The 21,354-nt window shown below is 67.9% G+C and carries 23 protein-coding genes; 10 read left to right on the top strand and 13 right to left on the bottom strand.

The window, feature by feature from the left end; all coding sequences use genetic code 11:
- The first annotated feature begins 2 nt into the window (after positions 1 to 2).
- Both AC5P9L_RS07810 and AC5P9L_RS07805 read left to right on the top strand, forming a co-directional pair.
- Positions 3 to 620, top strand: a complete 618-nt coding sequence (locus AC5P9L_RS07810) for an SGNH/GDSL hydrolase family protein (protein ID WP_099484744.1) — start codon at positions 3 to 5, stop codon at positions 618 to 620.
- Positions 621 to 624: 4 nt separating this feature from the next.
- Positions 625 to 1,344: a class I SAM-dependent methyltransferase gene (locus AC5P9L_RS07805; protein WP_049450566.1), complete on the top strand. Its 720-nt coding sequence runs from the start codon at positions 625 to 627 to the stop codon at positions 1,342 to 1,344.
- 120 nt (positions 1,345 to 1,464) lie between these two features.
- Here AC5P9L_RS07805 and AC5P9L_RS07800 read toward each other — a convergent pair whose 3' ends face one another.
- Entirely contained in the window at positions 1,465 to 2,244 is a 780-nt protein-coding gene (locus tag AC5P9L_RS07800) for a polysaccharide deacetylase family protein (RefSeq protein ID WP_033835208.1), read from the bottom strand.
- A gap of 59 nt (positions 2,245 to 2,303) precedes the next feature.
- On the opposite strand from AC5P9L_RS07800, the gene grxD reads away from it, so the two are divergent.
- Positions 2,304 to 3,230, top strand: a complete 927-nt coding sequence (gene grxD, locus AC5P9L_RS07795) for a Grx4 family monothiol glutaredoxin (protein ID WP_033835209.1) — start codon at positions 2,304 to 2,306, stop codon at positions 3,228 to 3,230.
- A 77-nt stretch (positions 3,231 to 3,307) separates the two neighbouring features.
- Here grxD and AC5P9L_RS07790 read toward each other — a convergent pair whose 3' ends face one another.
- Together AC5P9L_RS07790 and AC5P9L_RS07785 are read right to left on the bottom strand one after the other, a co-directional pair.
- On the bottom strand, positions 3,308 to 3,847 hold the full coding sequence (locus AC5P9L_RS07790; protein ID WP_005410992.1) for a DUF924 family protein: 540 nt from the start codon (positions 3,845 to 3,847) through the stop codon (positions 3,308 to 3,310).
- A gap of 43 nt (positions 3,848 to 3,890) precedes the next feature.
- On the bottom strand, positions 3,891 to 4,667 hold the full coding sequence (locus tag AC5P9L_RS07785; RefSeq protein WP_005414446.1) for an AMP nucleosidase: 777 nt from the start codon (positions 4,665 to 4,667) through the stop codon (positions 3,891 to 3,893).
- 152 nt (positions 4,668 to 4,819) lie between these two features.
- On the opposite strand from AC5P9L_RS07785, the gene AC5P9L_RS07780 reads away from it, so the two are divergent.
- From AC5P9L_RS07780 to AC5P9L_RS07760, 5 genes are all read left to right on the top strand, one after another.
- Positions 4,820 to 6,229 carry an amidohydrolase gene (locus tag AC5P9L_RS07780; RefSeq protein ID WP_227415425.1) on the top strand — a complete coding sequence of 470 codons (1,410 nt, stop codon included), beginning with the start codon at positions 4,820 to 4,822 and terminating at the stop codon, positions 6,227 to 6,229.
- Positions 6,229 to 7,512, top strand: a complete 1,284-nt coding sequence (locus tag AC5P9L_RS07775; protein ID WP_043034036.1) for an amidohydrolase family protein — start codon at positions 6,229 to 6,231, stop codon at positions 7,510 to 7,512. The genes AC5P9L_RS07780 and AC5P9L_RS07775 overlap by 1 nt, the downstream gene beginning before the upstream one ends.
- 20 nt (positions 7,513 to 7,532) lie before the next feature.
- Positions 7,533 to 8,165, top strand: coding sequence for a 2-hydroxychromene-2-carboxylate isomerase (locus AC5P9L_RS07770; RefSeq protein ID WP_005414448.1), 633 nt, complete (start codon positions 7,533 to 7,535; stop codon positions 8,163 to 8,165).
- A gap of 94 nt (positions 8,166 to 8,259) precedes the next feature.
- Positions 8,260 to 9,201: a DegV family protein gene (locus AC5P9L_RS07765; RefSeq protein ID WP_012481234.1), complete on the top strand. Its 942-nt coding sequence runs from the start codon at positions 8,260 to 8,262 to the stop codon at positions 9,199 to 9,201.
- 77 nt (positions 9,202 to 9,278) lie between these two features.
- Entirely contained in the window at positions 9,279 to 9,617 is a 339-nt protein-coding gene (locus AC5P9L_RS07760) for a hypothetical protein (RefSeq protein ID WP_005414449.1), read from the top strand.
- A gap of 112 nt (positions 9,618 to 9,729) precedes the next feature.
- Here AC5P9L_RS07760 and AC5P9L_RS07755 read toward each other — a convergent pair whose 3' ends face one another.
- The 4 genes from AC5P9L_RS07755 to AC5P9L_RS07740 form a co-directional block, all read right to left on the bottom strand.
- Positions 9,730 to 11,142 carry an efflux transporter outer membrane subunit gene (locus tag AC5P9L_RS07755; RefSeq protein ID WP_012481235.1) on the bottom strand — a complete coding sequence of 471 codons (1,413 nt, stop codon included), beginning with the start codon at positions 11,140 to 11,142 and terminating at the stop codon, positions 9,730 to 9,732.
- Entirely contained in the window at positions 11,139 to 12,221 is a 1,083-nt protein-coding gene (locus tag AC5P9L_RS07750) for an HlyD family secretion protein (protein WP_012481236.1), read from the bottom strand. Before AC5P9L_RS07750 ends, AC5P9L_RS07755 begins: the two co-directional genes overlap by 4 nt.
- A 21-nt stretch (positions 12,222 to 12,242) precedes the next feature.
- Positions 12,243 to 13,772: an MFS transporter gene (locus AC5P9L_RS07745; protein ID WP_033835214.1), complete on the bottom strand. Its 1,530-nt coding sequence runs from the start codon at positions 13,770 to 13,772 to the stop codon at positions 12,243 to 12,245.
- A gap of 153 nt (positions 13,773 to 13,925) precedes the next feature.
- A complete protein-coding gene (locus tag AC5P9L_RS07740) occupies positions 13,926 to 14,843 on the bottom strand; it encodes a LysR family transcriptional regulator (RefSeq protein WP_043034033.1) in 918 nt (305 codons plus the stop codon).
- Between the two features lie 141 nt (positions 14,844 to 14,984).
- Between AC5P9L_RS07740 and AC5P9L_RS07735 the strand changes: the two genes are divergently transcribed.
- Positions 14,985 to 15,431, top strand: coding sequence for a universal stress protein (locus AC5P9L_RS07735; RefSeq protein ID WP_005411003.1), 447 nt, complete (start codon positions 14,985 to 14,987; stop codon positions 15,429 to 15,431).
- A gap of 5 nt (positions 15,432 to 15,436) precedes the next feature.
- Entirely contained in the window at positions 15,437 to 15,907 is a 471-nt protein-coding gene (locus AC5P9L_RS07730; RefSeq protein WP_005411004.1) for a hypothetical protein, read from the top strand.
- Positions 15,908 to 15,946: 39 nt separating this feature from the next.
- Here the strand turns inward: AC5P9L_RS07730 and AC5P9L_RS07725 are convergent, their stop codons facing one another.
- From AC5P9L_RS07725 to AC5P9L_RS07700, 6 genes are all read right to left on the bottom strand, one after another.
- A complete protein-coding gene (locus AC5P9L_RS07725; RefSeq protein ID WP_099474242.1) occupies positions 15,947 to 17,392 on the bottom strand; it encodes a GGDEF domain-containing protein in 1,446 nt (481 codons plus the stop codon).
- A gap of 188 nt (positions 17,393 to 17,580) precedes the next feature.
- Positions 17,581 to 18,411 carry an S-formylglutathione hydrolase gene (gene fghA / locus AC5P9L_RS07720; RefSeq protein WP_049459665.1) on the bottom strand — a complete coding sequence of 277 codons (831 nt, stop codon included), beginning with the start codon at positions 18,409 to 18,411 and terminating at the stop codon, positions 17,581 to 17,583.
- 63 nt (positions 18,412 to 18,474) lie between these two features.
- Positions 18,475 to 18,834 (bottom strand): YqcC family protein, encoded by a 360-nt coding sequence (locus AC5P9L_RS07715; protein ID WP_012481241.1) that lies wholly within the window; start codon positions 18,832 to 18,834, stop codon positions 18,475 to 18,477.
- Between the two features lie 8 nt (positions 18,835 to 18,842).
- Positions 18,843 to 19,952, bottom strand: a complete 1,110-nt coding sequence (locus tag AC5P9L_RS07710) for an S-(hydroxymethyl)glutathione dehydrogenase/class III alcohol dehydrogenase (RefSeq protein ID WP_005411008.1) — start codon at positions 19,950 to 19,952, stop codon at positions 18,843 to 18,845.
- A gap of 59 nt (positions 19,953 to 20,011) precedes the next feature.
- Positions 20,012 to 20,287 carry a formaldehyde-responsive transcriptional repressor FrmR gene (gene frmR / locus AC5P9L_RS07705; protein ID WP_005411009.1) on the bottom strand — a complete coding sequence of 92 codons (276 nt, stop codon included), beginning with the start codon at positions 20,285 to 20,287 and terminating at the stop codon, positions 20,012 to 20,014.
- A gap of 70 nt (positions 20,288 to 20,357) precedes the next feature.
- Positions 20,358 to 21,263, bottom strand: a complete 906-nt coding sequence (locus tag AC5P9L_RS07700; protein ID WP_060380164.1) for a LysR family transcriptional regulator — start codon at positions 21,261 to 21,263, stop codon at positions 20,358 to 20,360.
- Positions 21,264 to 21,354 lie beyond the last annotated feature (91 nt).

Below are 21,354 nucleotides of genomic sequence, written 5' to 3'. Positions count from 1 at the left end.
CCGTGGCGCTGTCCTACCTGGCGCTGGGCGATTCGTACACCATCGGTGAAGCGGTTGCAGTCGAAGGCCGTTGGCCACACCAGCTGGCCGCCGCGCTGCGCGCGCAGGACGTGGCGCTGGCCGACCCGCAGACCATTGCGACCACCGGCTGGACGACCGACGAGCTCGATGCGGGTATCGACGCGGCTGCACCGCAGGGCCCGTTCGATTTCGTCAGCCTGCTGATCGGCGTCAACAACCAGTACCGCGGGCGTCCGCTGGACGAGTACCGCAGCCAGTTCCAGGCCCTGCTGCAGCGGGCGATCGGCTTCGCCGGCGGTGATGCCGGCCGCGTGCTGGTGCTGTCCTTCCCCGATTGGGGCGCGACCCCGTTCGGTGTCGGCAGTGGCCGCGACCTGGCCGCGATCGAGATCGAGACCGACGAGTTCAACGCGGCAGCCGAGGTGATCAGCACCCAGCAGGGCGTGGCCTTCGTCGACATCACCGATATCAGCCGCGCACAGGGCGAAGACCCGACGATGATCGCCGAGGATGGCCTGCACCCTTCGGCGCGGATGTACGCGCTGTGGAGCGCACGCGCCCTTCCGGTGGCCGCGCACCTGCTCGGCGGCACGGACTGAGGCGATGGACGGCACGCCACGGAACGGCCCGCCCCTGCCCTGCACTCCCCTGACGGCCCCGCAGGCCCGCTTGATTGCCGAGGCCTTCCGCCCGGCGCAGGCCTGGGGCAGCCGCCGCGACTACTACTACACCCGTGGCAAGCTCGGCAGCGATCCGCTGTACGACGGCGTGCTGCAGCATCTGCCTGACGATGGGCAGCCGGTGCTGGACCTGGGCTGCGGGCTGGGCCTGTTCGCCCATGTACTGCGCCAGCGCGGCGGTACCCAGCGCTACCTTGGCGTGGACGTGGATGCCGGCAAGATCACCCGCGCGCAGCGTGCTGCCGCCGACCTGCATGACGTGCGCTTCGATTGCGTGGATGTGCAGGCGCCGCTGCCGGCGCAGGCCGGGCACGTCCTGCTGCTGGACGTGCTGCAGTACCTGGACGCGGGCCCACAGCAGGCACTGCTGCGCGCGGCCAGCGCACAGGTGGCCCGCGGCGGCCGCCTGCTGCTGCGCACGCCGCTGGCCACCGGCGATGGCCGCGACCGCACCACGCGGGTGGCGGACCGGCTGGCCTGGCTGATCGGCTGGATGGGCACGCGACCGCGCCACTACCCCGATCCGCAGGTATTGCAGACAACGCTTGCCGAAGCTGGATTGCAGGTGACCGCGCCCCGGCCGCTGCACGGGCGTACCCCCTTCAACAGCTGGCTGCTGGTGGCCAAACGCCCCGCGTTGTAGGGCCGAACCCACGCTCGGCTGTGCTGTTGCGGTAGATCCACGCCATGCGTGGATGGCCTCGCGACCACTCCTGTAGGGGCGAGCCCACGCCCGGCTGCCCCAAGCGGCCAGAAGCCTGGTTTACAGGACCGGCAGCCGCGCCTTCAGCCCCCGCTCGTCCAGCGCCTGCAGAACGCGTTCGATGATCACCCGATTGTGACCGTGGGCGGCGCCCTCATGCAGCAGCACGATGGCGCCGGGTTGCAGGTCAGGCAACAGCCGCGACAGCACGCCCTCCGGCGTGCAGCCGACGCCGTCGTAGCCCCGGGCACTCCAGCCCACGCGCACCAGGCCCAGCGCCTTCAACACCGGTGCCACGAACGGATTGGTCATGCCCACCACCGAGCGGTACCAGCGCACTGGATGCCCGCTCAGGGCCTGCAGTGCATGCTGGCAGCCCTCGATCTCCGCCCGCATCGCCGCCGGGCCCAGACGCCAGAAGCGCGCCTGTGGGTGGCTGTGGCTGTGGTTGCCCAGGTCGTGGCCGCGGCGCAGGATCTCCTGCACCAGTTCCGGCTGTGCCAGCGCACGTTCCCCCACCAGGAAGAAGGTGGCCCGCGCCTGGTGGCGGTCCAGCAGGTCGAGCACGGCGCGGGTTTCCGGGCCGGGGCCGTCATCGATCGTCAGCCAGACGCTGTTGCCGGCCTCTGGCAACCGGCTCAGCACCGGTGCGTAGAAGCGGCTGTTGGGCAGGAATATCGGTACCATGAACAGCGCGTGGCTGGCCACCATCAGCGGCAGGCCCCAGTGCCAGCCTGCCAGTACCCATACCAGGATCACGGCCAACTGCGACGCCACCAGCCAAGGCAGCCAGCGCCAGGGCCGGGTCGGGATGCGATGCAATGTTCCTGCGTTGCTCATCCCCCATGATGCCATGAGGGGTAGAATTGATGATTCGAATTCCCGGAAACCCGACGTCCATGTCCCTCGATCCCGCCCTGCGTTCGCGCATCGAATCCATCCTCAACGCCAACCGCGTCGTGCTGTTCATGAAGGGCCAGCCGTCGATGCCGCAGTGCGGTTTCTCGGCCAAGGCCGTGGGCGCCCTGCAGGACCTCGGCGTCGAGTTTGCCCACGTCAACGTGCTGGCCGACCAGGAAATCCGTGAAGGCATCAAGGCCTACGGCGACTGGCCGACCATCCCGCAGCTGTACATCGACGGCGAACTGGTCGGTGGCAGCGACATCGTGCTGCAGATGGCCGCCAGCGGCGAGCTGAGCAGCGTGCTGGGCCTGGCCGCACCGGACCGCACCCCGCCGAGCATCACCGTCACCCCGGCCGCCGTGGAAATGCTCAAGGGCGCGCTGGCCGACGCTCCGGGCGCTGCCCTGCAGCTGAGCATCGACGCCGGCTTCCAGCCGAACTTCCAGCTGGCTCCGCACGACGAAGGCGCGATCGCTGCCGAGTCCAACGGCCTGCGCGTGCAGTTCGACCTGGCCAGCGCGCGTCGCGCCAACGGCATCACCATCGACTGGGTGGACGACATCCGCGGCAAGGGCCTGGCCATCGACAATCCGAACGCACCCAAGCCGGTGCAGGAAATCAGCGTGCGTGATGCCGATGACCTGGTGCGTGCCGGCAACATCACCCTGGTGGACGTGCGCCCGGCCGAGGAGCGCGAGATCGCTGCCGTGGGCGTGCCGTTCAAGAGTTTCGACGGCAACGGCCGTGCGGAGCTGGAGGCCCTGCCCAAGGACACCGCACTGGCCTTCATGTGCCACCACGGCGGCCGCAGCGCACAGGCTGCCGAGCAGTTCCGTGCACTGGGCTTCACCAAGGTGTTCAACGTCACCGGCGGCATCAACGCCTGGTCGGAAGAGGTGGACAACGGCGTGCCGAAGTACTGATCGGCACTGAGAAAGGGGACGGAGGGGATTAAGTCGTTTATGGCACAAACGACTTAATCCCCTCCGTCCCCTTTTTCTTAGCCGGCGAACCCGCCTTCGGCCAGGTAATCCAGTTCTTCCGCCGTGGGGAAGCGACCGAGCACGGCATTGCGATGCGGGAAACGACCGAAGCGGCGGATGATGTCGCGGTGCAGTTCGGCGTACTGCAGGTATTCCTTGTCACCCAGCACGTCGAACATCGCCACCGAGCGGTCCTGGTCCAGCGGATCCTCGGAGTGCTCGAACGGCAGGTAGATGAAGGCGCGCAGCTTCGGCACCAGCTGCAGGTCCAGGCCTTCCTCGATGGCGCGCATGGCGTAATGCCGGGCCAGGCCATCGGTGGCGTAGGAATGGGCAGTACCCCGGAAGCAGTTGCGCGGGAACTGGTCGAGCAGCAGCATCAGGGCCAGCGCCCCTTCGGCACTGCCCAGCCAATGTTCGCGCGCGCGCGAAGCGGCGGCGAAATGCTCATCCAGAAACAACTGGCGGAACTGCGCGTCGAACGCGTCGTCGCGGGCGAACCACTTCGCAGGGCCCGCCTCCTTCCAGAATTCCACCACTTGCGCGGCAACGTCCATCACCTACTCCCCAGGGCCGGCGCGCCGCGCCAGGCCATCATCATCATTCGTCGAAGCGCAGGTGGCGGACCGACTTGCCGTTGCGCCGGATAAGCTTAAGCGCCTCGATACCGATCTGGATATGGTTTTCCACGAACTGGGAGCTGACCTTGGCATCGGAGGCTTCGGTCTTGACCCCATCGGGGATCATCGGCTGGTCCGACACCAGCAGCAGCGCACCGCTGGGGATGTGGTTGGCGAAGCCAGCGGCGAACACGGTGGCGGTTTCCATGTCGATGGCCATGCAGCGCATCGCCCGCAGCCGCTCCTTGAAGGCCTCGTCGTGCTCCCAGACCCGGCGGTTGGTGGTGTAGACGGTACCGGTCCAGTAGTCGTGGCCGAGGTCGCGGATCATGGTCGAGACCGCACGCTGCAGCGCGAACGCCGGCAACGCCGGCACTTCCGGCGGCAGGTAGTCTCCCGAGGTACCCTCGCCACGGATCGCAGCGATCGGCAGCACCAGGTCGCCCAGCTGGTTCTTGCGCTTGAGGCCACCGCACTTGCCCAGGAACAGCACCGCCTTGGGCATCACCGCCGACAGCAGGTCCATGATGATCGCGGCATTGGGGCTGCCCATGCCGAAGTTGATCATGGTGATGCCGTCGATCGTGGCGCTTGCCATCGGCCGGTCCAGGCCGATGACCGGCGCACCGGTCAGCTCGGAAAAGGTATGCAGGTAGCCGCCGAAGTTGGTCAGCAGGATGTGCTGGCCGAACTGGTCCAGAGGCACGCCGGTATACCGGGGCAGCCAGTTGTCGACGATTTCCTGCTTGCTTTTCATGGGCGGTCCGGTACGGCGGGGGACCGGGTATTTTCGGCCACCCGGCCGGTGCAGTCGAGCCGCCGTCGACCGTCCTGTGAAGAAGGTCACTTGGCAAGCCCGCCACCACCGGGCTAGCGTCGGCGGTTGGACCAGGTTGCAAGGGGAACTGCATGGCATCGACGTTGTTGCGCGCCGGGGTGGCCCTGGCGCTGCTTTCATTGAGTACGGCTCCGGCGGTGGGCGCCTCGCGCTTCGTCGCCGATCCCTACCCCAGCACCTACCAGGCCCATCCCGATGCGCCGGTACTGATCCAGAACGCCACCGTGCTGACCGGTACCGGCCAGCGCCTGGACAACGCCGATGTGCTGCTGCGCGACGGCCGCATCGTTGCCGTCGGCCGCCAGCTGCAGGCCGATGCGGGCGTCACCCGCATTGATGCACAGGGCAAGTGGGTCACTCCGGGCCTGATCGACGTGCATTCGCACCTGGGCGTGTATCCCAGCCCGGGTGTCGGTGCGCACAGCGACGGCAACGAGATGACCGCACCGGTCACCGCCAACGTCTGGGCCGAACACTCGGTGTGGCCGCAGGACCCGGGCTTCGCCACCGCGCTGGCCGGCGGCGTGACCAGCATGCAGGTGCTGCCGGGCTCGGCCAACCTTGTCGGTGGCCGCGGCGTGACGCTGAAGAACGTCCCGGCCATCACCTACCAGGCGATGAAGTTCCCCGGTGCGCCGTGGGGCCTGAAAATGGCCTGCGGCGAGAACCCCAAGCGGGTCTATGGCGAGGGCAAGGGCGTGACCCCGGCCACGCGCATGGGCAACGTGGCCGGCTATCGTGCCGCCTTCATCGATGCCGCCGACTACATCGCCAAGAACAAGCCCAAGCCGGCCAAGCGCAAGAGCTGGTTCGGCAGCGACAAGGGCGACAGCGCCGGTGATGCCGGCGGCAAGCGCGATCTCAAGCTGGACACGCTGGCCGGCGCGATCGAAGGCGACATCCGCGTGCACATCCACTGCTACCGCGCCGACGAGATGGCCACCATGCTCGATCTGGCCAAGGAATTCGGCTTCAAGGTAGCCGCCTTCCACCACGGCGTGGAGGCCTACAAGCTGGCCGACAGGCTGGCCGCCGGCGGCGTCTGCGGTGCGCTGTGGGCCGACTGGTGGGGCTTCAAGATGGAAGCCTTCGACGGCATTCCGGAGAACATCGCGCTGGTCGACCGGCCGAAGAACAGCTGCGCCATCGTCCACTCCGATTCACCCGAGGGCATCCAGCGCCTGAACCAGGAAGCAGCCAAGGTGATGGCGTCCGCGCGCCGCGCGCGCATGCCGGAGATCACGCCCGAACACGCCATCACCTGGATGACCGCCAATGCCGCCAAGGCGCTGGGCATTGAAGGCCAGACCGGCACCCTGGAGGCCGGCAAGATGGCCGACGTGGTGGTCTGGAACGGCAACCCTTTCAGTTCCTACGCGCTGGCCGAGCAGGTCTTCATTGATGGCCGCAGGTTGTACGACCGCAGTGCACCGGCAGCGACGCCGCGTTCTGATTTCCAGCTCGGCCAGGAGGTGCGTTGATGATGGTGCTCAAGCAGTTGGCGCAGTCTGCCGCGAAGGGCAGCCGAGCATGGTTCGGCGCTACTGTCATGGTGCTGGCCTGCATCTCCGCATCCGCACAGGCACAGGACCTGCTGGTGCGCAACGCAACGGTGCACACGGCCAGCGCACGCGGCAGCCTGCACAACGCCGATGTGCTGGTCCAGGGTGGCATCATCCGCGCGGTCGGCCCCGGCCTGTCCGCGCCGGCCGGGGCGACCGTGGTCGAAGCCAATGGCAGGCCGCTGACCCCGGCCCTGTTCGGTGGCATCACCGAAACCGGCATCGAAGAGGTCTCGGGTGAATCGAGCACGGTGGACAGTTCGTTGAAGCTCGGCGAGCAGCCGCTGCGCCCGGAATTCGACGTCACCCTCGCCTACAACCCGGCCTCGGTGCTGATTCCGGTCACGCGCCTGGAAGGCATCGGCTTCACTGCATTGGGGGCAGCCACTGGTGGTGGTTTCGTGGCCGGCCAGGGCGGCGTAATGCGGCTGGACGGCAGCGCCGACCCGATCGGCCCGCGTGCCCTGTTCCTGCGCATCGGCGCGGCCGCCTCCGAACTGACCGGCCATTCGCGCGCCGCGCAATGGATGCTGCTGCAACAGATGGTCGACGAAGCACGCGGCCAGGTTGCTGTGGATTCGCCGCACGCGCTGTTGACCCCGGCCGGGCGCCGCACACTCAGTCGCTACCTGGCCGGCCAGGGCCGCATCGTGGTGGAGGTGGATCGTGCCTCGGACATCCGCCAGCTGCTGCGCTGGGCCACACGCGAGAAGGTGAAGATCGCCATTGCCGGTGCCAGCGAAGCCTGGCAGGTCGCGCCGGAGCTGGCCGCTGCGCACGTGCCGGTATTCGTCGACGTGCTGGCCAACCTGCCAGCCAGCTTCGACCAGATCGGTGCCACCCTGGAAAACGCCGCGCGCCTGCAGCGTGCAGGCGTGCCGGTGTCGTTCGTGCAGCGCGGCGACGCCACCCACAATGCGCGCAAGATGCGCCAGCTGGCTGGCAATGCAGTGGCCAACGGCCTGCCCTGGGCTGACGGTCTGGCCGGGCTGACCCGGGTACCCGCACAGGCGTTCGGCGTGGCCGACCAGATCGGCAGCATCGAGCCCGGCAAGCGCGCCGACCTGGTGCTGTGGGAAGGCGACCCGCTGGACGTGGCGCACTATGCCGAACAGGTCTGGCTGGGCGGGCGTGCGATGCCGATGCGCTCGCGCCAGACCGACCTGCGTGATCGCTACCTGCAGCGCAATGCGCAGCCCTGACCGCATTGAAGGACACCACCATGGCCACCCTGCGCTGGTACTTCGACTTCGTCTCGCCCTACTCCTACCTGCACTGGCAGAAGCTGAAACAGTTGCCGCAGTTCGCGCAGATCCAGACCGTGCCGATCGCCTTCGGCGCGGTGCTGCATCACCTGGGCAATCTCGGGCCGGCCGAGATCCCGGCCAAGCGCCGTTTCATGTACCGCCAGCTGCAATGGACCGCGCAGGCCGAGGGCACGCCGATGCGCTTCCCGCCCGGCCATCCGTTCAATCCGTTGTCGGCGCTGCGCCTGTGCCTGGCCGCCGGAGCCAGCGCACAGGCGGTGGACGTGCTGTTCGACTGGATCTGGCGCGACGGCCATGCCGGTGACAGCGCCGAAGCCCTGCGCGAACCGGGTGCGCAGCTGGGCATCGAGGATGTCGCCAGCGCCATCGCCGCCCCGGCGGTCAAGGAACAGTTGCGGCGCAACACCGAGGCCGCAATCGGCGCCGGGGTGTTCGGGGTCCCGACCCTGGCCATCGACCAGGAACTGTTCTGGGGCAACGACGCCCATCCGCTGATGGCGGCCGTGCTGGCCGATCCTGCCCTGCTGCAGCAGCCCGAATGGCAACGCCTGGACAGCCTGCCGGTGGCGGTACAGCGCGATCGCTGAACAGGGGTGGCGCCTTTCCCTCGGGCGCGGGCTCTGGTTTTGAGATAGATTTCACGTTTCCGAACCTACAACCGCCCTGGAGGGGGAGCCGCGGATGCGCATCGGAATCGTCGTCGACTCGGCCTGCGACCTGCCGCAGGACTTCATTGCCGAGCACAACATCGTGCTGCTGCCGATCACCGTCCGCATCGGCGAAGCCGTGCTGGCCGATCACCGCGATGAGCAGGCCACCCTGAGCTTCCTGCACGCGCACGTGGCCGAACACGGCGCCGAGGCGGAAACCATTCCCTTCAGTGTCAACCAGATCCGCGACCTGTTCCTGCAGCAGCTGGTGATCGATTACGACCACGTGTTCTGCATGACCATCACCAAGACCCGCAGCCCGATCCATGACAACGCGCTGCAGGCCAGCTTCGCCATCCTCAACGACTACAAGCCGGTGCGCCAGGCGGCAGGCTACAACTCACCGTTCGCGCTGCGCGTGCTCGATACCCAGAACCTGTTCGCCGCGCAGGCGGTTACGGCGGTGGAAGCCGTGCGCCTGCGCGAGAGCAACGCCAGCGTGCAGCAGATCCGCGAGCGGCTGGAGGAACTGGCCGGCAACGTGCACGGCTACATGGTCACCCGTGACCTGTACTACATGCGTGCGCGCGCACGGCACAAGGGCGACCGCAGTGTCGGCCTGCTCAGCGCCGCACTGGGCAGCGCGCTGGACATCAAGCCGGTGCTGCATGGCTACCGCGGCGAGACCGGGCCGGTGGCCAAGATCAAGGGATTCGACAATGCCGTGCAGAAGCTGTTCGCGGTGGTCGGCCAGCGCGTACGTGCCGGACTGATGACGCCGACGGTGTGCGTCAGCTACGGCGGAGAACTGGACGAGCTGCGTTCCCTGCCCGGCTACGCACAGCTGAAAGAGGTCTGCGCCACCCATGGCGTGACCGTGTACGAATCGGTGATGAGCCTGACCGGCATGGTCAACGTCGGCAAGGGCGCGGTCACCGTAGGCTTCGCCGATGGGCCGCATCGGTTCGAATGAGCGCTGGCCACGGCCGGAATCTGCACATCGATTCCACTGCGGTTGTGCCAGTCTTGCCGCACTTCAAGGAGAACTCCATGCCTGCGCAGTACCACATCAGCCTGCCCGACCCGTCCAAGGCCCGCGGCAACGACCCTGACCTGTCCTTCCATTCGCAGGGCGCCGCCGGTTTCGCCGAAGAGCTGCAGGATGCCCTGCGCAGCGGCACGCTGTTCGAGCGCTGGAAGGCCAAGCAGCCCGACCCGGACGCGGTGGAACCGCAGTGGGGCGTGACCGATCCGGACGCCACCGTGACCGGCGAGCAGAAGGACCTGCGCATCAACCTGGTCGCCACCACCCGCATCGATAGTGACGTGTTCAAGCAGCGCCTGCGCCTGCTGGCCGGCAGCCACTGGGAACTGCGCGACGTGCGTTGAGGCCCTGCTCTGGTAGTTGCCAACCTTGGTTGGCAACTACCGCGACGCGAGGTAGTGCCGGCCGCTGGCCGGCATCCGCAACATCCATGAAGGTGCCGGCCAGCGGCCGGCACTACCAGCCTCCGCCCAGCGCGCGGTACAGCTCTACACGCGCGATCGCGGCGGTGGCCTGGCTGTTGGCCAGCGCGGCCTGGTTGTCCAGTGCGATGCGCTGGGTGGTCAGCACGTCCAGCATGTCGACCACGCCGGCCTGATACTGCCGGCGCGCCGCCCCCAGTGCCGTCTCGCTCTCATCCACTGCCACGTGCAGCTGCACCGTGCGCTGCTGCTCGGCACTGTAGCCATCCATGGCGTCATCCACTTCGTGCCATGCCTGCAGCACGGTACGGCGGAACTGCAGGGCCGACTGTTGCTGCTGCAGCCTGCTCAGCGCGAGATTGGCCTTCAGCCGTCCGCCCTGGAAGATCGGCAGGCTGATCGACGGACCGATGCTGAAACGGTGCGCGTTCCAGCCATCCAGATCATCGAGCTGCTTGGCCTGGAAGCCGGCGTCGCCATTCAAGGTGATGCGCGGCAGGAAACTGGCCTTGGCCACGCCGATGCCTGCCGTTGCCGCATGCAGTGCCGCTTCGGCACGACGGATGTCAGGGCGACGCTCGGCCAGTTCACTGGGCAGCCCCACCGCTACGGCCGGCAACGCCGGCCAGTCACGGCGTGCATCCTGCAGCTGCGCGTCCAGCGCCTGCGGCGGCTGCGCCAGCAGGAACGCCAGCGCATTGCGCAGCTGCGATTCGCGATGCCGCAACGGCGCGATGCGTGCCTGCAGCGATGCCACCTGCGCGGCCGCGCTGGACACCTGCAGCGTGCTGGCCACACCCTGGCGTTGGCGTGCTTCGGTCAGGCGTTTGATGTCGTGGGCGATGCTGAGGTTGTCCTCGGTGATCGCCAGCAGCTGCCGCGTCGCGCGCAGCTGCAGGTAATCACGCGCGGTTTCCGCCAGCAGCGCGATGCGCACTGCATGTGCATCCTCCTCGGCCATCTGCACGCGCGCGTCGGCCGCTTCCACCTGCCGCCGCACGCGGCCCCACAGGTCCAGTTCCCAGCTCAGGCCGATACCGGCCTGGAACAGCCCGTAGTCATCACGGCCGCCGTTGCCGGACGGATCATTCAGGCCCACCTCGCTGTTGCGTGCACGCACGCCACTGGCGCTCGCGCTGACGCTGGGCAGGCGATCGGCGGCGGTGATGCCGCGTGCAGCACGGCTCTGCTGCACGCGGTTGGCCGCCAGCTGCAGGTCCAGGTTGGCCGCCAGCACCTGGTTGGCCAGCTGCCCCAGCAGCGGATCGTCGAAACCGGCCCACCAGGCCGCGTCCTGGTCGATGGCGTTGCCGGCGACGGCCTCACTCTGCCAGTGGCTGGGCAGTTCCGCCTGCGGACGTACGAAGTCCGGACCCATCGTGCAGGCAGCCAGGGCCGTGCACAGGCTGGCCGCAACGAAGGTGCGGAACACGGTGACTGCGCTCATGCGCCCTCCCCGCTCTTGTGGCCCGGACTGTGCTGCACGCTCTGCGCGCGCGCGCGGCTGCCCAGGTCAACGCTGGCTTCCACCGACATGCCGGCACGCAGCTGGTCCAGCAGCGGCTGGCCCGGCTCCAGCACGATCTTCACCGGAATGCGCTGCACCACCTTGGTGAAGTTGCCGGTGGCGTTCTCTGGTGCGACGGCAGCAAAGGTGACGCCGGTGGCTGGTGCAATGCTGTCGATGTGCCCGCGCAGCGGCTTGCCCGGGAATACGTCCACCTTCAGTTCGACCTGCTGGCCGGCCTGCATGCGGGTCATCTGCGTTTCCTGGAAGTTGGCGACCACGAAGGCGCGCTTCAGCGGCACCACCGCGGCCACCGGCGTACCCGGCGTCAGGTAGGCACCCACGCGCACCGCGCGGCGACCGACCATGCCATCGATCGGTGCGCGCAGCACGGTGTGCGACAGATCCAGTTCGGCGCGTGCCTGCGCCGCTTCCGCACGCTGCACCGCCGCCTGTGCAGCCTGCACGCCCGCGCTGAGGATGTCGGTGCGCTGGCGTGCGGTCGACAGCGCGGCCTGGCCCTGCTGCAGATGCGCACTGGCCACGGCCTGCTTCGACTGCGCCTGCTGCGCGTTCTGCACGGTACCGGCGCCGTCACGGGCCAGTTCGCGGTAACGCTGCTGGTCGGCACTGGCCAGGGTCAGTTCGGAACGGCTGACATCGACACTGGCCCTGGCCTGCGCGATCAACGAGTCCTGCTGGGCCAGTGCGGCCTGCGCATTGGCCAGCTGTGCACGGGCATTGGCGAGGTCGGCACGGGCCGCCTGCAGGGCGACCTGGTAGTCGCGGTCGTCGATGCGGGCCAGCACATCACCGGCCTTCACCGACTGGTTGTCCTCGACTTCCACGGCACTGACGAAGCCGGGAATCTTCGGCGCTACCAGGGTGTAGTCGGCCACCACGTACGCATTGTTGGTGGTCTGGTGGCCGCCATCGCGCAGCAGCAGCCACGCGCCGACGGCCAGGGCCAGCACGCCCAGGCCCAGGCCAGTGTTGAGGGTGGTTCGATTGATCGTCATGAGGGGGTTCCTGCGAAAGGTTCAGGCCACGGCACGTGGCGGATGGATGCGGGTGGGCATCCAGGCAATGAGGGGAATGAAGGCCAGCGCCACCAGTGCGACCACCCAGTACAGGTCGGCCGAAGTCAGCGCCTGTACCTGTGCATGCAGGCGCGCGCCCAGCTGCGGGCCATCGGCCAGCCACGGTTGCTCGCCAAGGCGGTCGACCAGCACGGTGGAATGGAAATGACGGCGGCCCTGGGCGACGGCATCCAGCACACCACCGGCGAGCACGGCAGCGAAGCCCTTGACCGTGTTGAACCAGGCCGAGGCGAACGGGCCGTCCTGCGGCGCCAGGCCGCCGGTGGCCAGCATCAGCAGCGGCAGCACCGCCATCGGTTGCGCGAACACCTGCAGCAGCTGCACCCACAGGAAGTTGTCGCGGATCCAGGCCACGTCCAGGTGCGAGCCCAGCCAGCAGGCCAGCGCCAGCATCGCCAGGCCCGTGGCCTGCACCCAGCGGCAGTCCACCGCGCGGATGTTCAGCAGCGCCGCCACCAGCGGCAGCGCGATCACCTGCGGCAGCGCCACCCACAGCAGCATCGGTGCGGTCTGCAGCGGCCGGTAGCCCTGCACGCTGGCCAGGAACCCGGACGGGATCGAGATCACTGCCAGCAGCACGAACAGCACGCCGCCCAGCGTCACCAGCGAGTAGCTGAGATTGCGGTTGGCCAGCAGCTGCAGCTTGAAGAACGGCAGCGGATGGAACCATTCATTGATCATGAACAGCACCATCAGGCCGGCACCGCCACCGATCATCAGCGTGATCATCGGCGAGTCGAACCAGTTCAGGCGCGGGCCCTGCACCAGGCCCAGCACCAGCAGCACCAGCGCCGGCAGGCCCAGCAGCAGGCCGACGCCATCGAACTGGGCAAAGCGTTCCAGCCGCAGCGGGTCCTGAGGCAGGCCCCAGCCGACCATCGCCATGGCGGCCAGGCAGTACGGCACGATCTGCCAGAACGCCCAGTGCCAGCCCACCTGCTCGACCCAGAACGCGGCCAGCGGCGTGCCCATGCTTGGGCCGAACGTCGCCGTCAGCGCATAGCCGGCCAGGCCATACAGCTTGATGCCCGGGGGCAGGAAGCGCAGCGCCACGCTCATCAGCAGCGGCGGCAGCGCGCCACCGCACAGACCCTGCAGCGCGCGCAGCAGCAGGAACACCTGCAGGTTCGGGGCAAGCGGGCACAGCACGCCCAGCACCATGAAGCCACCGATCATCGCCAATGCGAAGCGGCGCAGCGAGAAGGTGGCGGCACACCACGGTGCGAAGGCCATCGCGCTGACCGACATCGCGCTGTAGAGGGCGACGACCCAGCTGCCGTCGTCGACGCTGAAACCCATCGCGCCACGGATGTCGGCCAGGGCGACCTTGGTGATGTTCTCGTTGAAGCCCGACACCAGCACCGCCAGCAGCACGCCACACAGGCCGACCAGAATGCGGCGATCGAGCCCGGGGGCGGCGGCAGGACGGGGCGCTGCGGCGGCCGGGACAGCGGCGGCCGGCGTACTCATCGCCGGGCACCTATCCGTGCGGTGCACGGCATGTTGGGGGTCATTGGAATGCGCTCAGTGAAACTCCGGGGAGCGCAGTCTAGGGAGCCGGTACCCTGCGAAAAATGGCGCAACCCGCATCCCAGGCGTGCGCCAGGCGCACGCATGCAGATGTCAGCGCGGGGCCTCCCCTGCGCTTTCGCACATGGTCTTGATCGACCGCCGCAGCCACTGGTGGGCGGCGTCGTTGTCCAGGCGTGGATGCCAGGCCTGCACGATGGCGGCGGTCCGCACCGGGATCGGCAGCGGGAACAGGCGCAGCGGCAGGCGCATGCTGACGATCCGCTCCAGCATCACGCTCGGCATCTGCGGCAGGATCAGGTCCGATTCGGCCGCCGCGAAGATCGCGCCGTGGAAGGTCGGGCTGATCAGCGCCACCCGCCGCTGCAGGCCCAGCGCGGCCAGATCATCGTCGATCGGACCACGCGGCAAGCCGCGGCGCGACACCGCGATGTGGTCGCAGGCGGCAAAACGCTCGGCGCTGATCTCCTCATCGAACAAGGGATGATCTTCGCGCGCGGCGCCCATGAACGAGGTACTGAACAGGTTCTGCACCTTGGTATCGGGCGCATGCTTGCCGGCCGTGCTGATGTACAGGTCGATCCGGCCCTGCGCCATCGCATCGTCATCGGTATCGCCTTCGGGCACGAAGCGCAGCACTGCGCGCGGCGCCTGCTGGCGGAACAGCTCGCGCAGGCGTCCGCCGAACCCCCCGACGAACACATCATTGGCACGCACGCTGAAGGTCCGCTCGAGCACGCGCATGTCCACTTCACGACCGGCGTTGAAGACGCGGTGGGCCTGCTCGATCACATCGCGGACCTGCTCGCGCAGCTGCAGGGCGCGGGGCGTGGGCGCCAGACCGCGGCCGGCACGCACCAGCACCGGGTCGCCCAGCGCGTTGCGGATCCGGCCCAGGGTACGGCTCATCGCCGGCGCGCTCAGGTTCATCCGGCGCGCGGCGGCGGCCACGCTGCATTCGTCAATCAGCACGTCCAGTGCCAGCAACAGGTTCAGGTCCGGCAGGGGCATGACAGTCTCCAGTAAATCAGATGACTTTACGGCACTTGCAACCACGGTGGATTGCGTTCGACGCATTCATTGACTGCCGCGCACGGCATGGGTGCGCGCGGTGACATCGGCGACCATCCCCGGCCTGCCAAGGAGACATCCATGTTCAATACCCTGCTGGTCGCCCTGGATGGTGGCCCCCAGCACGCACGCGTGCTCGACCTGGCCGCCGCCATCGCCGGCCCCCACAGCCGCCTGCACCTGCTGTGCGTGCTCGACCCCGAATTCGCGCTGGCGGCCGATGCCAGCGAAGCCGACCGCATCGAGTACCCGGAAGCCGCCCGCCAGCGCTCGCGGGCCGAAGCGGTGCTGGCCGAAGCCCTGGCCGAGCTGCGCGAACGCGGCATTGACGCCATCGCGCAGATTCCCTCCGGTGACCCTGGCGAAGTGATCAGCGAGCAGGCCCGGCGCCTGAAGTGCGACCTGATCGTCATCGGCCACCGCCACCTGTCCCGGCTGGAACGCCTGTTCGAACCCTCGATCGGGCAATGGACCATCGACCACGCGCCCTGTCCGGTACTGGTGGAAACCCGCGACCCACAGCCCTAGCCACCATGGCCTCCCGTTCCCCGTTGTTTCCCACCCGGGTCAACTACCGCGCCTTCGGTCGACAGTTCGGCCGCGGCGAACAGGCGCTGCTGGGCGCGATACGGCAGCTGCGCGACCCCGATCTGCAGGCCGATGGCCTTGCCCAGCTGAGCGGACTCGGGCTTGGCCAGGAGGGATGCGACGCCTTCATCGGCCTGCTGCCGCTGCTGGCCACCCCCGCCGCTCCGATCGATCTGCTGCCGGCCGGCTCTCCCTTCATTGCCGCCAGCGAACTGGACCTGCTGGTCTGCCTGCTGCGCATCGCACAATGGCGGCATGCGCGGCCCCGCGAAGACGACACGCTGGCACCGTTGCGCCGGCAACTGGCACGCTGTGCGATGGCCGTGCAGGCGGCAAACCTGCCGTTGCGGCAACGCTCATTGTCACCGGTCGGGCTGAGGCTGCTCGATCCGACCGGCTGGCTGCGGCAGCGATAAGCCGTCGCGCCCCCCGTGTGATCGCATGCAGAGAGCTGCTCAGCAGTCCATCGTTCCGTGCGTGCTGCCCTCGTCGTCCAGCACATGCGCATGCAGGATCACCTGGTTGCGGCCAGCCCGCTTGGCGGCATACAGGCCGGCATCGGCGTCTGCCAGCAACTGATCGGCACTGGCCAGAGCCGGCGGATGCAGGTAACCCACGCCGACGCTGATGCTGACCGGGCCTTCCGGCAATGGCAGCGCTTCGACCGCTTCGCGCAGCCGCTCGGCCAGCGCCAGCACGCCCGACAACGGGCTTCCGGGCACGATGACGGCGAACTCTTCACCGCCATAACGCGCAACGCTGTCACCACCGCGACCGGCTATGGCCTTCAGCACCCCGGCCACCGCCTGCAGGCAACGATCACCGGCCGGATGGCCGTGCTGGTCGTTGAAGGCCTTGAAGTGGTCGATATCCACCAGCAGCAGGCCCAGCTCGGTGCCGCTGCGCCGTGCGCGATTCCACTCGGACGTCAGCCGTGCGTCGAACTCGCGGCGGTTGGCCACGCCGGTCAGGCCATCCTGCCGCGCCAGTTGATCCAGTGCTGCCTGGCGTTCCAGAAGATCGGTCTGCAGCAGGACGCTGCGCAGGCCGAAGCCAAGGGTGGCTACGACGAAGCCGGCAACGGCCAACGGCCGCGCATGATCGACCACCAGCGTGCCGACCACCAGCAGCAGCAATGGCAGGATGATCGGACCGGCGGCCTGCACCGTCCTCGCCAGCCGCGGGTGCGGCGTTGTGCCTGCGTCCGGCGCCGTGTCCAGCGCCAGGCAGGCGATCAGCAGGAAAGGTATGTCAATCAGCAGATCGTTGAACGCACCGAATGCATCGTCGGACGTGTAATGGTTGATGTAGTAGGCCACCAGCAGATAGGCCATCGCGTACAGCGCCAGTGCGCGGAAGAACCTGCGCCGTTCGGGCACGTCGCCGGCCAGCCATCGCACCACGGCGAACGCGGCGATACACAGGTTCTGGATGTCGAACATGCGCTGCATGTTGGACATCGCATGGGCGTCGACCTCGACACGGGCGGCGAACGATGCGGTGTGCACGAAGAACAGCACACCCAGCAGCGCCGCCATCGCCGCGTCGATCAGGCTGATGCTCAGGCGCTCGCGGCGTGCCCGCGCCAGGATGAACACCAGGGGCACGCCATACAGCACGTACAACAACAGGCTGACGCGTGGGGTGAAGTCAGCCCGGCCGGCACCCAGCGCATCCACCATGTTGAACGTCATGCCGCCGGCCCACAGCAGCAGTGCCATCGCGGTAGAACGCCAGCCCAGAGCGGCGCGGTCACGTTGCGCCCGCACCAGGCACGCGGCGGCGGCCAGCAGCGGTGCGCCGGTCAGGAAAACGAAGGAGCCTACCCCGGCGGGGCCAGGCCACAGGGCCAGCACCAGGCCATGGCACAGCACATACAGCAGCGCCAGCACTACCGGCATGCATCCCCCCGATCCGCAAGGCCGTCTACGCGCACGATAGCGCGCCGGCACGCCACAGCGGCGTGATCCACTGCGGCAAAACGACACTCCGAGTGCACCGCGATGGTAGTGCCGGCCGCTGGCCGGCAAACCCAATGAATCACAGGGCTGCAGGTTGCCGGCCAGCGGCCGGCGCTACCGGAAAGCCCTCAGCCCTGCAGGGCGCGGGCGTGGTGGGCGATGTGCTCGCCGATGAAGCTGGCGATGAAGTAGTAGCTGTGGTCGTAGCCGGGCTGCAGGCGCAGGGTCAGCGGATGGCCGGCGGCGTCGCAGGCCTGCTGCAGGCGCTGCGGCTGCAACTGGGTCTGCAGGAACTCGTCCGCCTCGCCCTGGTCGACCAGCAGCGGCAGGCGCTCGTCAGCCATAGCGATCAGCTCGCAGGCATCCCATTGCGCCCAGTCGGCCGGGTTGTCGCCCAGATAGGCATGGAAGGCCTTCTGCCCCCACGGCACGTGGCTGGGCGCGACGATCGGCGAAAACGCCGACACGCTGCGATAGCGCCCGGGGTTACGCAGCGCGATCACCAGCGCGCCATGGCCGCCCATCGAATGGCCACTGATCGCGCGCGCGTTGGTCACCGCGAAGTTCGCCTCGATCAGCGCCGGCAGCTCCTGCGCCACGTAGTCATGCATGCGGTAGTGCTTCGCCCACGGTGCGCGGGTGGCATTGAGGTAGAACCCTGCCCCCTTGCCCAGGTCGTAGCCCTCGGCATCGGCTACGTCATCACCGCGCGGGCTGGTGTCGGGCGCGACGATGATCACACCGTGCTCGGCCGCATAACGCTGCGCGCCGGCCTTGGTGATGAAATTCTGCTCGGTGCAGGTCAGGCCGCTCAGCCAGTACAGCACCGGCAGCTTCTGTGTTTCCGCCTGCGGTGGCAGGTACACGGCGAACTGCATGTCGCAGCCCAGCGTGGTCGAATGATGGCGGTAGACGTCCTGCCAGCCGCCAAAACATGCGCGGTGTTCAATGCGTTCCATGGTGCTCTCCTGCGCGGCGCGTCAGCGCACGCGTGCTTCTGGTAGATGCCGACCTTGGTCGGGTTATCCACGCCCGGCGTGGATGCCTTGGTTGATCCGTTCATCCAGCTGTGCCAGCAGGCGCAGCAATGATTCGACGCCAGGCTGGCCGTCCAGGTTGCGATACGCCGCCACCGCCACGTCGCTGCGTGGTGGCCACTGGCCGTCGGCGCGGGCTTCGTGCAGGCGCGGCAGGAATACCTGCGCAAGCCACTGCTCGAACGGCATGCCATCGTCGCTGCCGAAGGCCGAAGTCACCGCACGCGGTGGCCCCACCTCGCCGTCGACCCAGCCCAGCGCACGCAACGCCTGCTCGATCGGCGCTACCAGGGCCGCGCGCGGGTCTTCCGCACGCGGCCGGCGCAGGGCATCGAACCAGCCCATGACGCGGCTCAGTAGTGGACCACCGAACGGATCGACTTGCCTTCATGCATCAGATCGAAGGCGTCGTTGATCTTGTCCAGGTCCATGGTGTGGGTGACGAACGGGGCCAGTTCGATATCGCCCTTCATCGCATCCTCGACCATGCCCGGCAGCTGGCTGCGGCCCTTCACGCCGCCGAAGGCGGTGCCCATCCACTTGCGCCCGGTCACCAGCTGGAACGGACGGGTGGAGATCTCCTGGCCCGAACCGGCCACGCCGATCACCACGCTCTGGCCCCAGCCACGGTGCGCGCATTCCAGCGCCGCGCGCATCACGTTGACGTTGCCGATGCACTCGAAGCTGTGGTCCACGCCCCAGGTGGTCATTTCAACGATGACCTGCTGGATCGGCTTGTCGAAATCCTTCGGATTGATGCAGTCGGTGGCACCGAATTCGCGCGCCAGTTCGAACTTGGACGGGTTGGTGTCCACCGCGATGATGCGGCCGGCCTTGGCCTGGCGCGCACCCTGGATCACCGCCAGGCCGATGCCACCGAGGCCGAACACGGCCACGCTGTCGCCTTCCTGCACCTTGGCGGTGTTGTGTACCGCGCCGATGCCGGTGGTGACGCCGCAGCCGAGCAGGCAGACGTGTTCCGGGTTGGCGTCCGGGTTGATCTTGGCCAGCGAGACTTCGGCAACGACGGTGTACTCGCTGAAGGTCGAGCAACCCATGTAGTGGTACAGCGGCTCACCGTTGTAGCTGAAGCGGCTGGTGCCATCGGGCATCACACCCTTGCCCTGGGTGGCGCGCACGGCCACGCACAGGTTGGTCTTGCCGCTCTTGCAGAACAGGCACTCGCCGCACTCGGCGGTGTACAGCGGAATCACGTGGTCGCCGGGCTTGACACTGGTCACGCCCTCGCCGACCTCGACCACGATGCCGGCGCCTTCATGGCCCAGCACCACCGGGAACAGGCCTTCCGGGTCATCGCCGGACAGGGTGAACGCATCGGTGTGGCAGACACCGGTGTGGGTGATCTTGACCAGCACTTCGCCTGCCTTCGGCGGGGCGACGTCGATCTCGACGATCTGCAGCGGCTGGCCGGGACCAAAGGCGACGGCGGCACGGGATTTCATGGGTGGACTCTCCAGAGACAGGCAATGACAGGATGGGCGGCGCCATGTTGCGCCGTCGTTTACTTCAGGTACGAGCGGATCAACGCGCTCATGTCGCGCACGCGTTCGGCGCGTTGTTCATCGGAGGCTGCGGGTTGCCCGAACTCCTCGCGCAGATGAGCCTCCATCACCTCGGACATCAGGCCGTTGACCGCGCCACGGATGGCGGCGATCTGCTGCAGCACCGGCCCGCAGTCAGCGCCGGCTTCCAGCGCGCGGTCCAGCGCATCGCACTGGCCGCGGATGCGGCGCACGCGGGCCAGGACCTTTTTCTTTTCTTCGGGGGAGTGCGGCATGGCGGGCCATCTCGGAACTATACTGGGGGACAGTATACAAGCCGAAGTCACGAACTCAATCCTGGCCGGCTCAATCAAACAATCCCTCACCCGCCAACCGGGTCAGTTCATCCACCACGTAGCGCACCTTGGGCCGCAGGTGGCGCGTCGGTGGCCACAGCGCGTGGATATCGATGTGCCGTTGCATGTGCGCATCCAGCACCGACCGCAGCGCGCCGGAATCCAGGTGACGGCGTACCAGTGAAACCGGCATCTGGCAGATACCAAGCCCGGCGATGGCCGCCTCGATCACCGCGTCGCCGTCATTGAGTTGATACGGCGCATTCGGGATGAATGTCCCTTCGTCCTCCTCGCTACCGATCCGCCACCACACCGGTTGCCCGTGGCGGAAGCCAACAATGCTGCGGTGCTGCGCCAGTTCCTCCACCGTGCGCGGCACGCCGTGCGCCTGCAGATACTCTGGCGATGCGCAGGTGACCAGTCGCTGGCTCCCCAGCCGCCGCGCCACCAGATGCTCGGCCTGGTGCAGCCCGCCGAAGCGGATCAGCAGGTCGATGCCTTCCTCGATGGGATCGACGAAATGATCGGTGAAGGTCATCGTCAACTGCAGGTCCGGGTACTGCCGGCACAGCCGCAACAGCACCGGCAGCACCACCAGGCGCCCGAACGAGGATGGCATGTCGATGCGCAGCCGCCCGCTGGGCAGGCCGGCCGAACCCAGGCAGGCCTCGGCGGCGGAGATTTCTTCCAGCGCCGCCGCGCACGATGCGTAGTACGCCTCGCCATCGGTGGTCAGCGCGATGCGCCGCGTGGTGCGGTGGAACAGGCGCACCCCCAGCCGCGCTTCCAGCCGGGCGACGGCCTTGCCCACCGCCGAGCGCGAGATGCCCAGCGCGTCGGCGGCCTCGGTGAAGCTGCCTGAGCGGGCCGTGGTGACGAACGTGACCAGGCCATTCAACGATTCCAGCGGCAGCATCGTTCGCGCTCCATTGGGGACAAATAGTCCCGCACCCAGGGAGATCGAAGCGCTTTATGCGCCCGCATGTCAACTCCATCCTGTGTGCATC

This window comes from Stenotrophomonas sp. YJH_SMC_64 (assembly GCF_059371375.1).
The sequence above is the reverse complement of the archived record's forward strand: the minus strand, read 5'-3'. Positions and strand labels throughout refer to the sequence as shown.